This is a genomic window from Nitrosopumilus sp. b2, assembly GCF_014078535.1.
GTDB classification, from domain to species: domain Archaea; phylum Thermoproteota; class Nitrososphaeria; order Nitrososphaerales; family Nitrosopumilaceae; genus Nitrosopumilus; species Nitrosopumilus piranensis.
The window spans coordinates 41,649-53,953 of the sequence record NZ_MU078705.1; the positions used below are offsets into that span (position 1 = coordinate 41,649).

At 35.3% G+C, this 12,305-nt stretch carries 13 protein-coding genes; 10 read left to right on the forward strand and 3 right to left on the reverse strand.

Going from position 1 to position 12,305, the window contains the following annotated elements:
• Positions 1-115: 115 nt before the first annotated feature.
• On the reverse strand, positions 116-1,276 hold the full coding sequence (locus C6989_RS07950) for a TrmB family transcriptional regulator (protein ID WP_182126862.1): 1,161 nt from the start codon (positions 1,274-1,276) through the stop codon (positions 116-118).
• Between the two features lie 157 nt (positions 1,277-1,433).
• Between C6989_RS07950 and C6989_RS07955 the strand changes: the two genes are divergently transcribed.
• The 5 genes from C6989_RS07955 (at position 1,434) to carB (ending at position 8,156) form a co-directional block, all read left to right on the forward strand.
• The gene (locus C6989_RS07955; protein ID WP_237087602.1) at positions 1,434-1,991 is read left to right on the forward strand and encodes a hypothetical protein; all 558 of its coding nucleotides are present in this window, start codon (positions 1,434-1,436) and stop codon (positions 1,989-1,991) included.
• Positions 1,992-1,993: 2 nt separating this feature from the next.
• On the forward strand, positions 1,994-2,479 hold the full coding sequence (locus C6989_RS07960; protein ID WP_255464672.1) for a hypothetical protein: 486 nt from the start codon (positions 1,994-1,996) through the stop codon (positions 2,477-2,479).
• A gap of 9 nt (positions 2,480-2,488) precedes the next feature.
• Positions 2,489-3,682 (forward strand): AAA family ATPase, encoded by a 1,194-nt coding sequence (locus C6989_RS07965; RefSeq protein ID WP_148703124.1) that lies wholly within the window; start codon positions 2,489-2,491, stop codon positions 3,680-3,682.
• Between the two features lie 102 nt (positions 3,683-3,784).
• Complete coding sequence (gene carA / locus C6989_RS07970) at positions 3,785-4,906, forward strand: glutamine-hydrolyzing carbamoyl-phosphate synthase small subunit (RefSeq protein WP_182127039.1); 1,122 nt, start codon at positions 3,785-3,787, stop codon at positions 4,904-4,906.
• 4 nt (positions 4,907-4,910) lie between these two features.
• Complete coding sequence (gene carB, locus C6989_RS07975) at positions 4,911-8,156, forward strand: carbamoyl-phosphate synthase (glutamine-hydrolyzing) large subunit (protein ID WP_182126864.1); 3,246 nt, start codon at positions 4,911-4,913, stop codon at positions 8,154-8,156.
• On the opposite strand, the gene C6989_RS07980 is transcribed toward carB, so the two are convergent.
• Positions 8,151-8,900: a metallophosphoesterase gene (locus C6989_RS07980; RefSeq protein ID WP_148703127.1), complete on the reverse strand. Its 750-nt coding sequence runs from the start codon at positions 8,898-8,900 to the stop codon at positions 8,151-8,153. The two genes, carB and C6989_RS07980, sit on opposite strands and share 6 nt — an antisense overlap.
• A gap of 34 nt (positions 8,901-8,934) precedes the next feature.
• Here C6989_RS07980 and C6989_RS07985 point away from each other — a divergent pair, with 34 nt between their 5' ends.
• Positions 8,935-9,237 carry a hypothetical protein gene (locus tag C6989_RS07985; RefSeq protein ID WP_148703128.1) on the forward strand — a complete coding sequence of 101 codons (303 nt, stop codon included), beginning with the start codon at positions 8,935-8,937 and terminating at the stop codon, positions 9,235-9,237.
• Positions 9,238-9,285: 48 nt separating this feature from the next.
• Positions 9,286-9,537 (forward strand): hypothetical protein, encoded by a 252-nt coding sequence (locus C6989_RS07990; protein WP_148703129.1) that lies wholly within the window; start codon positions 9,286-9,288, stop codon positions 9,535-9,537.
• A 2-nt stretch (positions 9,538-9,539) separates the two neighbouring features.
• Here the strand turns inward: C6989_RS07990 and C6989_RS07995 are convergent, their stop codons facing one another.
• Positions 9,540-9,839, reverse strand: a complete 300-nt coding sequence (locus tag C6989_RS07995; protein ID WP_148703130.1) for a hypothetical protein — start codon at positions 9,837-9,839, stop codon at positions 9,540-9,542.
• 89 nt (positions 9,840-9,928) lie between these two features.
• Between C6989_RS07995 and C6989_RS08000 the strand changes: the two genes are divergently transcribed.
• From C6989_RS08000 to lsrF, 3 genes are read left to right on the forward strand one after another with little or no spacing between them, the layout of a single operon-like run.
• The gene (locus C6989_RS08000) at positions 9,929-10,222 is read left to right on the forward strand and encodes a V-type ATP synthase subunit F (RefSeq protein ID WP_182126865.1); all 294 of its coding nucleotides are present in this window, start codon (positions 9,929-9,931) and stop codon (positions 10,220-10,222) included.
• Positions 10,223-10,263: 41 nt separating this feature from the next.
• On the forward strand, positions 10,264-11,292 hold the full coding sequence (locus C6989_RS08005; protein WP_182126866.1) for a zinc-dependent dehydrogenase: 1,029 nt from the start codon (positions 10,264-10,266) through the stop codon (positions 11,290-11,292).
• A 38-nt stretch (positions 11,293-11,330) separates the two neighbouring features.
• Positions 11,331-12,305: a 3-hydroxy-5-phosphonooxypentane-2,4-dione thiolase gene (gene lsrF / locus C6989_RS08010; RefSeq protein WP_182126867.1), complete on the forward strand. Its 975-nt coding sequence runs from the start codon at positions 11,331-11,333 to the stop codon at positions 12,303-12,305.

A 12,305-nucleotide genomic window follows, 5' to 3' on the forward strand; every position in this document is an offset into this window, starting at 1 on the left:
GACTTGAACTAATTTGGAAGTCACCTCGAAGGGATATGTAATTTGGTTTAAGACTTTTACAACTGAAAATTATTTCATGATGGAATTTAGTGACATTTTGGAAGAGATTGGAATGCTAGTTTTTACTTATTTTGATGTGGACTTTTTCACCTTTGCTTAAATTATTCTGGAAAATAGTTCTAGTTGTGTAGCCTTGTTTTTGTAGACATCTATCCAACACTGAAACCCATGGAAGAGAATGTCCGCTATTTGTCTTTGATTCTACTGTAATGTTTTTTGTATTTGCCTCAAAGTTCACATGCCCTGAACATGTGATTTGTAATACTGCATCCATTATCTCAATTACATCATCAAGTGATTTTGATTTTAAAGACACACCGTTCTTTTCTAATAATCTAAATAAATCAAATTCAGGTTTTTTTGACAACATTGTGGCATTTAGTATGTGTGTTAATCCTGACTCGTTTACTGTCTTTATAATTTTGTAGATTTCTTGGGCTTCTGTTTTTGTCATATCTGCAAGTGCTTTTGTTTTTGTAGAATTTCTCCAAATATGAGAAAATAATTTTTCTTGATTTACTCCAAGAATATCTGTTGATGAAAACACTGCGCCTTTTCCATTATCGTTGTTTATCATTAGTAATTCTGTTTCATCAAAGACAAAACAATTTTGTGTAATGTCTGATGCTCTAATTTCTACTCCGTCTGGAATTGCTCTGTATGATTCTGAGCAAATTTGTGTTGGAGCAACCAGTACTTTGACATCCAAGTTTCTACGTAATACTGATATCAGTTGTTCTCTACATTCTGCTAATAATCCAAAACCCCACTGATCTGCCATGATTTTGATTGAGGACTTGCTGCCTTCAATCATCGTTTGAAGTTGTGATAGTGCATTGTTTGCACTAATGTGAAAGTATCTCTTCTCCTCTGAGCCTCTTGATTTCCTGCTTTCTTCACTTGCTTTTTTAAGATTTGAGACCAGTGTGTTCATTGCATTTACTTTGTTGATTTGCTCGTGGATAATTCCATCAAATGCGTCTTCAGGGGCAATAGCAGTACACATTATTGGCTTGCTTTTTGAAATTATTGCTAGCTTCTTGTTTTCTAGTTTTAGCAAAGTTGGATAAATCTTGGTTCTTGGAATCTCAGAATAATATGACAATTCTCCTGCTGAAATAGTGCCTTTGGCAATTAGTGCTACGTATGCCTGGGCTTCATATTTGCTCAAACCAAATTCTTCAAGGCTAACTGTTAATGCGTGCTCATTGACCATAATTATGATTGATTTGTTATTAGGTAAAATTGAGAGCTAAATTCCTTTACACAAATACTCAAAAAAAATCAAAATTGTATCTCCGGGTAGGTGTAACTGTGGTTACTAAATTACCTGTGACATCGTCCTCATATACAAAATTAATCAAAGACACTCCATGTCAGTCAAATGTGTGGAGATGGATAATGAAAATATCTCTCATTCTGTAACTTTAACTCCTAGATTAGAATACTCTACTTTGTTACTTGATGAGATTGTAGATGTAATATCTCAAAAAAGGAATAACTTGAAACAATCAAACAAGGATTTGATATTTGATTTTGATGAGACTGATAAAACTCATCTACAATCAATTGAACTTGAACGTATTATGGCATTCTCTCTTGAGGTCTTGACTCTTGCAAAAAAGAAGACTAAAAGTATCACCAACGTCCAATCAATCCCTCAAGTTTTGCCTTCATCCATTCCACTAATTAGAACAATTAGCGCTCAACTCTATGAACTAATTCCTGATTGTAGTCAAAAACTATCCAAACTTTCTGTTCATTTGGGTAGTATAGTGCTAGATTCAGCAGCACTTACTCATGCAAGCTTTGATTTTAGTCAATCAAACATTGAATCATCAACTTTACTAGATGAAGTAAAATTGATGGTGGACTCTAAAATAAGTAAGCAGTATCCTAATGTTGATTTTTTTAAATTATCTAATACTTGAATGTGCTAAACTCTAAACGAGATTTTTTAAAGGATCTAGAACGCATAAAGTCACTTTCATCAAAACTTGATAAGAAAATCTCTGAGGTAAAGTCTTCTGATGATAAAAATATTGAAAAATTAACTCTAGAGGAATTGCAGGATTTGGATAAAATAGTTGGAATTGCCGATTTCATGTTAGTCAAATATGCTGACAAAAAAGAGATGCGCTCTATTCTCAAATATTTTGTATCTGTAATTTCTGAGGCCGCAGGCTCAATTGAGGATTTAGATGATGAGATTTCTGAATTGATTATGTCTGCTGAGGATTCAATCAGTAAGGTTAAGGGCATTCATGTTGATATCTCAGAAAAATCTGATTTTAAGAAAAAATACCATGATGGGCCTGACTATGATGAACATGAAACGAGTGCAATTAATTTAACCAATTTTGCTACAGAGATTAACACAGTAGGATACCAACAAAATTCTCAAAGGGATACTGCGTAGGTAATTGAGATGAGTATGGCCCCACAAGAACTAGAAAACACTGCTAGCAAATATGCCTCTGAGGCTATCAAATTTGATTCGCAAGGTGCCCGTGGAATGGCAATCACTCATTATCAGCAGGCAATTGATGCACTGGTAAAACTATTGCAATTATATCCTAATAGTAAACTAAATCCAATTTACAAAGATAGATGCAACTCTTATCATAACAGAATTAATGCATTACAGCAGGCACACGGTGTAGAGCCTGCAGTTGATCCAAAAGCCTCTGATGAAGAACAAAAGAAATCTGTTCAGAGACAAGAAAATGAGAATGACTTTGAAGAACTAATCATGAAAGAAAAACCCGATGTAACTTGGGACCAAGTTATTGGTTTAGATGATGCAAAAAGTGCATTACGTGAATCAATCGTATATCCAACTAAACGACCTGACTTATTTCCACTTGGATGGCCAAAAGGAATGCTGCTTTATGGTCCTCCTGGAACAGGAAAAACAATGCTTGCAGCTGCTACTGCAAATGAAATGGATGGTTACTTTATCAATGTCGATGCATCTTCTATGATGAGCAAGTGGTTAGGCGAGGCAGAGAAAAATGTTTCAAAATTATTTTCAATGGCAAGACAATATGCCGAAAAAGAAGGCAAGCCTGTTATTTTGTTTGTAGATGAAGTTGATTCCCTATTAGGTTCAAGGAATAGTGAAGTTGGTGGAGAAGTTAGAACCAAAAATCAATTCCTAACTGAGATGGATGGTGTAAATGGTAAAGGAAAAGATTTGATGATGTATGTAATTGGTGCCACAAACAAACCTTGGAGTCTTGATTGGCCATTTCTTAGAAGATTCCAAAAGAGAATCTATGTATCATTACCAACACTGGCAGCAAGAGAAAATCTCTTTGAACAATATACTGCTAAACTAAACAAAGACTACAAAGTTAATCCAACTGAACTGGCAAAACTATTTGATGGATATAGTGCCAGTGATATCAAAGATATATGCCAAGCTGCCCAGATTAAAACAGTTCATGAGATTTTCAATGCACCTGATTACCATGAACCAGTAGAAGGAGAAGAACCAGTTCAACCAAGAGAGCTTACAACTGCTGATTTCAAAGATATTATGGCAAGAAGAAAACCAAGTGTTTCAACTGAAATGATTCGTGCATATCACAAATGGAGCGAGGAGTTCCAAGCACTATAGTCAAACTTTTTGCGATCAAAAATTATTATCTTTACTACGCATAAAACTTAAATTCACTTTCTTGCGGACTTTACGAGGGTCACAATAACTACAAAGAAATCAATCCACGCAAACAAGCATGGAAAGCTGATCTTTGATGATGGTACTGTTTTTGATGGTGTAGGATTTGGTTATTCAACGACTGTTTTTGGTGAAATTGTCTTTAACACTGGAATGGTTGGCTATACTGAAGCATTAACTGATCCCTCATACAATGGTCAAATCTTAACTTTGACTTATCCTCTTGTTGGAAATTACGGAGTTCCCGATCCAACTATTACTGATGATGATGGAATCCCAAAATTCTTTGAATCTGAACGAATCCAAATTCGCGGTCTTGTTGTACATGAACTCTCTCTTACTGCAAGTCATTGGAATCTCTCCATGACTCTTGATGAATGGATGTACAACGAAAAGGTTCCTGGAATCTCTGGAATAGATACACGTGCAATAACAAAAAAACTTCGAAGCAGCGGAGTAATGATGGCAGCACTTGTAGTATCTGATTCTGAAATTGACGTTGAACAAGTCAAAAAAGAATTGGCTTCTGCCACTCACTATAATTCTGAGCAATTTATGGATAAAGTTTCTACAAAGAAAGAGAAAATCTATGGAGATGGAAATGAGTCTGTAGTTGTAATTGACACTGGTGCAAAAAATGCAATTATTCGAAATGTCCGAAGTCTTGGCTACAAAGCAATTGTGGTTCCATGGGATACGCCTTATGAGAAAATAATGTCTTACAACCCCAAAGGAGTTGTTTTAAGCAGTGGTCCTGGGGATCCTCAAAAATGTCCTGCTACAATTGATACTGCCAAAAAATTAATTGAAAACAATGTTCCCACACTTGGAATTTGTTTAGGTGCACAAATTATTGGAATTGCTGGTAACACTGAAACTTACAAACTAAAGTATGGTCATAGAGGACAAAACAAACCTTGTATTAATTTAGAAACTAATCAGGTATATGTTACTAGTCAAAATCACGGTTATGGAATCAAACCTGAATCCCTAGAAAAATCTGATTTTAAATTATGGTTTACAAATGCAGATGATAAAACAGTAGAAGGAATAAAACACAAAAAACAAAATTGTGTTGCAGTACAGTTTCATCCTGAAGCTGCTCCTGGTCCCTTTGATTGTAAGTTTGTCTTTGAAGAATTAAAAGAACTAATGGAGGAATGAATAGTTGCCAAAAAATGAATCGTTAAAGAAAATCCTTGTACTGGGAAGTGGAGCTATCAAAATTGGAGAAGCCGGTGAATTTGATTATTCTGGAAGTCAATGTCTCAAAGCAATTCAAGAAGATGGAATCAAAAGTGTATTGATTAATCCAAACATTGCAACAATTCAAACAGATACAAGATTTGCAGACCAAGTGTATCTCTTACCTGTAACTCCAAAGTATGTAGAATCAATAATTGAAAAGGAAAGACCTGACGGAATCATGTTGGCATATGGGGGGCAGACTGCTCTTAATTGTGGTGTCAAGCTAGAGGAAGCCGGAATTCTCAAAAAATACGATGTAAGTGTTCTTGGAACTCAGGTACAAGGCATCAAAAATACTGAAGATAGGCAGCTTTTCAAAGATCAAATGAAAGACGCAGGAGTACCTGTACTCAAAAGTAAGACTGTAACAAACTTTGAGGATGCAAAAAAGATTGCAGAGGAATTATCTTATCCTGTAATAATTAGAGTAGCATACACACTTGGTGGGCGTGGTGGTGGAATTGCCCACAATGAGATTGAGCTGCATGAAATTGTAGAGCGTGGTCTTAAGGCCAGTCTGGTGGGTCAAGTTTTAATTGAAGAATACATTGGTCATTGGAAACAAATTGAATATGAGGTAATGCAAGATTATGATGGCAATAACGTAATTGTTTGTAATATGGAAAATGTCCTTTCAATGAAAGTTCACACTGGTGATAATATTGTGGTTGCACCATCACAGACAATTGATAATCATGAATACCACATGTTGCGTTCTGCAGCATTACGTGCAACAAAGCATGTTGGAATAGTTGGGGAATGCAACATCCAATATGCACTGGATTCTGATTCTGATAGATTTGTTGCAATTGAAATCAATCCACGTCTTTCACGTTCATCAGCTCTTGCAAGCAAAGCAACTGGGTATCCACTGGCATACATGTCTGCAAAGATTGGATTGGGTTACAATTTATCTGAACTTGTAAATCGTATTACAAAAAATACAACTGCATGTTTTGAACCATCTCTTGATTATATTGTATGTAAACATCCGCGATGGGATTTTTCAAAGTTTGAACTAGTAAATAGAAAACTTGGAGTTACAATGAAATCTGTTGGTGAAGTAATGGCAGTTGGCAGAACCTTTGAAGAATCATTACAAAAGGCAATCAGAATGCTTGACATTGGAAATGACGGATTAGTTTTGAATCGTGTAAATGGTAAAACATACACTGAAGAAGAGATTGAAGATAAACTTTCACACCATGATGATCAAATATTATACAATGTTGCAATTGCGCTGAAGATGGGAATCTCTGTTGATAGGATCTATAAATTGTCTGCAATTGATCCTTGGTTTATTGAAAAGATACAAAATATTGTAAATACAGAATCAAAACTCAAAGAATCAGAACTTGATGAATCTATGATGTGGGAAGCAAAGAAGATGGGTTTCTCAGACAAGCAAATTGCTAGAGTAAAGGACAAAACTCCTGACGAAGTGCGTAAAATGCGTAAAAAACTAGGCGTAATTCCCTCTGTCAAGCAAATTGATACCCTTGCAGCAGAGTGGCCTGCAGTTACAAACTATCTTTATCTAACTTATGGTGGAAACTCTCATGATGTAGAAGTTTCTCCTGATGAGAAAGGAATTCTAGTAGTTGGTGCGGGTCCATATAGAATTGGAAGCAGTGTGGAATTTGATTGGGGCACAGTCAACATGGTATGGGGGTTGCAAGAAAATGGTGAGAAAAATGTTTCAGTTGTCAACTGTAATCCTGAGACGGTTTCAACTGATTATGATATCTGTACCCGATTGTATTTTGAAGAATTAACTCAAGAAAGAATTCTTGATATTACAGAATTTGAAAACCCCAAAGGCGTAATCACTTGTGTTGGTGGACAGACTGCAAATAATCTGACTCCTGGTCTTGCACAACATGGAATTAACATTATGGGAACAAGTGCAATAGATGTTGATAGAGCTGAAGACCGCTCAAAGTTTAGTGCAGAGCTTGACAAACTACACATACAGCAACCAAAATGGCAAGCGTTCTCAAATCTTAATGAAGCAAAAAACTTTGCACAAGAAGTTGGATTCCCTGTAATTGTTAGACCTTCATATGTTTTATCTGGAGCTGCAATGAAAGTTGTATGGTCACAAGATGAACTCAAAACATATGTAAAAGATGCAACCGATGTCTCCCCTGATCATCCAGTTGTAATATCAAAATTCATGCTAAATTCCCTTGAAGTAGATGTTGATGGAATAAGTAATGGAAAAGAAGTTGTAATTGGTGCAATAGTTGAGCACATTGATTCAGCTGGTGTTCACTCTGGTGATGCAATGATGTGTATTCCTCCATGGCGTCTTAACAACAAAATTATTGAGACAATTAATGATTATACAAAAAAGATTGCATTAACATTTAATGTAAAAGGTCCATTTAACCTGCAATTTCTAATCCATGATAATCACGTTTATGTAATTGAGCTAAACATTAGGGCATCACGTTCTATGCCGTTTGTCTCAAAATTGGTAAAAACCAACTTGATTTCTCTTGCATCTAAGGCTATTTTGGGCAAACCCCTGCCTAAGATCCCTGAAAACAAGTGGCAAAAGATTCACAACTATGGAATCAAGGTACCACAGTTTTCATTTATGCAATTAGATGGTGCAGACATTGCATTAGGAGTTGAGATGCAGTCAACAGGAGAGGCTGCATGCTTTGGTGATAGCTTCTATGATGCATTATCAAAAGGACTGACTTCTGTTGGATATAATCTCCCTGACAAGGGAACTGCACTTGTAACTGTTGGGGGTGCTATAAACAAGGAAAAACTATTGCCAACTATTGCAAAACTCAAACACTTGGGATTCAAGATTTTAGCAACAGAACACACTGCAGAATTCTTTGAAGAAAAGGTTGGTGATGTTGAGATAGTACACAAAATTTCAGAGCCAGAACGAAAACCAAACATTTCTGATTTACTCTATGAGAAAAAGATTGACTTTATCATAAACATCCCAAGCACACTATCTTTGGAAAAATATGTTGGAATGCTTGATGATGAATATCAAATTCGAAGAAAGGCTTTGGAGCTTGGAATTCCAGTACTAACTACTATTGAGTTGGCAGATTCTTTTGTTAAGACACTAGAGTGGTTGCAAAACAATGAAACAACAAAAGACCCTATAGAACCATATGATCCAATTGAATCATAAAACTTGATCAATAATTGATTCATTACCAATAATTGTCCCATCAAGTGTAACAATTCTTGCTTTTCCTACTGATTTTATCTTGTCAACTATTGGAGATATTGATTTTTTGTATTTCTTTCTATGAGTTGCATAAAAGTACTTGTTAAATGAAGGAATTATTGTAATTTCTAATTCCCCTGACTTGTTTGGAAAAATTTCCTCTTTTTCTATTTTCATTGAAACCCAAACTCTTTGTCCATTTATTATGGAATCCTCTTGAAAGAAAACTGGGTGAACATGTCCCATGATAATTTTATCAATATGAGAGAAATTCTCTGATGGCATCGTATGGCCATGAGTCAGCAATACATTTTCCTCAACAATCCCAGTTGAACTAATCATAGTAATATTTTGAGGTATCAGTCTTGAAATATTTGCATCATGATTTCCAGGAACTAACACAACATCACACTTTTGACTAATTTTCTCAAAAAACAGTGGAACTTCCTCCCATTCATTTTTTGAGATGCTTTTGATACTTGATTTTACATCTCCTAGTAAAATTACTGAATCCGGCTTTTCTGCATCGATAATCTGAGACAATTCTTGGATTGTTTCATTTATTGTAGAATTTTTTCCAATGAAAATCTCATTTGATGTCATACTACTTTCAAATCCAATATGCATGTCTGTTACAACTATATGCTTTTTTTCTCCATCTAAAATTAATGCAGGTTTTGATGGAATGATTCTAGTTTGCAGCATCAAAGTTATACTGCAGATATCTGATTAAACCCTTGTGAACAAAGACCCTGATAGAATTGAATCTTTGGTTTCAGAAAAGCGTGTAAAACTTCATGTCTTTGAGCCTAGTCAAAGGAGAATTTGGACTGTAGTTGGAAAGGGTGAAGAACACTGGGTTGATCCTGATAGTCTCTACTGTTCGTGTCCTGGATTTTATTTTGGGAAGTTAAATGGAAAAGAGATTTGCTATCATTTGGATTCTGTAAAACTTGCAAAATCTAAAAATAAAGTTGAAGAAATTATTTTTTCTGATGATGAGTTTTCTGATTTTCTTTCAGGACTGCTTTCAGATTTGTGATTACTTTTTGTTCGAATGTATTAATAACTAGAAACCTTATTGACAACTATGGATGAAGAACAACAAAATTCTGAAATTGAAAAAATTGCTAATCTAATGGTACATGATGGTATTTCTCCTGATGAACAAGATGCTGTCAAATTAGAAAAATACAAAAATATAGTCAAAGAAGATTGTAATCTAAATGATGAGGCTGCAATGAAGTTAGTTTATGAGACGTTGTTGTTTAGAAAATTAAAAAGTTCAGATTCAGGTGATCTTTTAGACAAAGGTTCTGATTTTGGTGCTGGATTTAGTTGAGTTTATCCTAGTGGAATAGAGTCTATATCTTCTTGTGAGACTCCTTTCCAAAGACCTATCATTCCCTCTGGCTCTACTTCTTCAACTTTGGTTATTTGTTGAATTTTGATTTGATCTGGTGTGGGTGGTCTCCATAACATTGCCATGTAATCTCCAACATTTCCTACTTTGTTTGGAGATGCCATTGTTATTTTCTCAGCTGGAAATCCTTTTGCAGTTAATGCATTAGTTGCTTTTTCTCTAAGATCCATTTTTCCATGTAAGAATAGATAGACATCTTTTTGAGTATCAATTTCTGCCATAAAATTACTGATTTTTTAAACTAAATCAACCTTTCCAGATCTGACCCCTTCCAAAAAGGGTTAAATTAGAATGGCCAAAAATTTAATTTGTGAAAATATTCACTGTAGGAAGCAAATCATTTGTAACTAGTTTTCAGTTAGCAGGAGTTCCAGGTATTATTTCTGAATCCCCTCAAAAGGCTCTAGATGATATTAGGAAACTAACTGATGATTCTGATGTGGGATTGATTTTAGTTAGCGATGATATTACAGAATCTATCAATGATGAGTTGACTGCATTAAGAGCTGAAAAATCTACTTTGGTGTTTGCATTACCTGCTACAGGAAGTGAAAAATCTGAAGTTGATTACAGAGTAATGTTAAAGAAGATTCTTGGTGTTTGATCTTTTAATCTACTTATACTCAATTTTCTTATCAATCAATCATGAAAACTGCATCTGTTAAAGAACCCTCAGTAATTTCTGTAAGTGAGACAGATAATCCTTCTTTAGGACCTGGTGATATTTTGGTTCAAATGCATGCATGTGGAATTTGTGGTTCTGATTTGGAAAAAGTATTTGGACAGTATGGCCAGCCCTCAATGCGTTTGGGTCATGAACCTGCAGGCATAGTTTTAGATGTTGGCTCTAATGTAACTGAATTCAAAAAGGGCGATAGGGTATTTACTCACCATCATGTTCCCTGTTATGATTGTCATTTTTGTTACCATGGAAATGAAACAATGTGTAAAAAATACTATGAAACCAATTTGTTTCCCTGTGGCTTGTCTGAACAATATGTTGTACCTGCATGGAATGTATCTCATGGTGGAGTTTTGAAAATATCTGATTCTACGAGTTTTGAGGAAGCTGCAATGATTGAACCCCTTGCATGTTGTGTAAGGGCATGGACAAAATTTCATTATCAGGAAGGAGACAGCACTGCAATCTTTGGAATAGGTCCTACTGGAATGATGCATGTTATGTTGGCTCATGCAAAAAAATTCTCAAAAATTTTCTGCTTTGATGTTAATAATTTTAGATTGGATTTTGCAAAAAAATTCAATATCACAGAATCTATTCATTCTACAGATGATACTCGTAAGCAAAAGATTCTAGAGCACACTGATGGGAGGGGTGTTGATGTTGCAATCGTTGCAACCAGTAGTCTCAAAGCACTTGAGGATGCAATTGATATGGTAAGAAAGGGTGGATCAGTAATGATGTTTGGTGTTCCTTCAAAAGGCGCAACAATGGATTTGGATATGAGTAAAATCTATTCAAAAGAAATTACGCTTGTTACCAGTTATGCTGCATCTGATAGTGATACCAAGGAGGCACTAAATCTTATAGAGTCATCACAAATTGATGTTAAGCAGCTAATCACTCACACTTATCCAATTATTGATACTCAAAAAGCATTTGATCATGCGCGAAGTGGTGAAAACGCAATGAAGATAATCATAACAAAATAAGAAAGGCTTAAGAAAGGCATTTTTAGATTCGAAAAGATATGGATTGGGGATTAAAAAATAGATTATCCAATATAATTAAACCACATAATAATCGCGCACTAATGTTGGCAGTTGATCATGGATATTTTTTGGGTCCTACTGAAAAATTAGAGAACCCAAAAAAAGTGATTGCTCCTTTGCTAAAACATTGTGATTCCTTGATGCTTACAAGAGGTGTTCAAAGAACATCAGTACCTGCAGAGACTGATACTCCTATGGTACTTCGAGTATCTGGCGGCTCTAGTATTATTGGTGAGGATTTATCTCAAGAAGAAATTACAGTATCCATTCAAGACGCAATTAGACTAAATGCAAGTGCTCTTGCCATGTCTATCTTTGTTGGCTCTAAATATGAATACCAAACAGTCGTAAATCTTGGAAAGTTAGTAAGTGAGGCTGAGCAATATGGAATTCCTGTTTTGGCTGTAACTGCAGTTGGAAAGGAACTGGGCAAAGATGCTAGATATCTTTCATTGGCATGTAGAATGGCAGCTGAACAAGGTGCACACATTGTCAAGACTTACTATTGTGAAAATTTTGAAAAAGTAGTTGAATCATGTCCTGTTCCAATTATTGTTGCAGGTGGAAAGAAAATTCCAGAACGTGATGCATTGCAATTAACATACAATTCCATTAAAGGTGGAGCTGTTGGTGTTGATATGGGTAGAAACATTTGGCAATCTGATCATCCTGTTGCAATGATTAAAGCAGTTAGAGCAATTGTTCATCAAAATGCTAGTGTTGATCAGGCATTCAAATTGTACCAAAAGTTAACTAACGAAAAATCAAGCAAAAAACAAAAGTCCAAAGGCAACAAACCTAATCAGAACAAATCCAAAGGCAACAAACCTAATCAGAACAAATCCAAAGGCAACAAACCTAATCAGAACAAATCCAAAGGCAACAAACCTAATCAGAACAAATCCAAAGGCAACAAACCTAATCCAAACAAACCACAATCTAAAAAGAACTGA

Bases quoted from the DNA above. Each gene is read 5' to 3' on its own strand.
- C6989_RS08005 (WP_182126866.1), top strand. From the start codon at position 10,264: ATGAAAACTGCATCTGTTAAAGAACCCTCAGTAATTTCTGTAAGTGAG.
- C6989_RS07995 (WP_148703130.1), bottom strand. From the start codon at position 9,839: ATGGCAGAAATTGATACTCAAAAAGATGTCTATCTATTCTTACATGGA.
- C6989_RS07990 (WP_148703129.1), top strand. From the start codon at position 9,286: ATGGATGAAGAACAACAAAATTCTGAAATTGAAAAAATTGCTAATCTA.
- C6989_RS07955 (WP_237087602.1), top strand. From the start codon at position 1,434: ATGTCAGTCAAATGTGTGGAGATGGATAATGAAAATATCTCTCATTCT.
- C6989_RS07950 (WP_182126862.1), bottom strand. From the start codon at position 1,276: ATGGTCAATGAGCACGCATTAACAGTTAGCCTTGAAGAATTTGGTTTG.
- C6989_RS07980 (WP_148703127.1), bottom strand. From the start codon at position 8,900: ATGCTGCAAACTAGAATCATTCCATCAAAACCTGCATTAATTTTAGAT.
- lsrF (WP_182126867.1), top strand. From the start codon at position 11,331: ATGGATTGGGGATTAAAAAATAGATTATCCAATATAATTAAACCACAT.
- C6989_RS07965 (WP_148703124.1), top strand. From the start codon at position 2,489: ATGAGTATGGCCCCACAAGAACTAGAAAACACTGCTAGCAAATATGCC.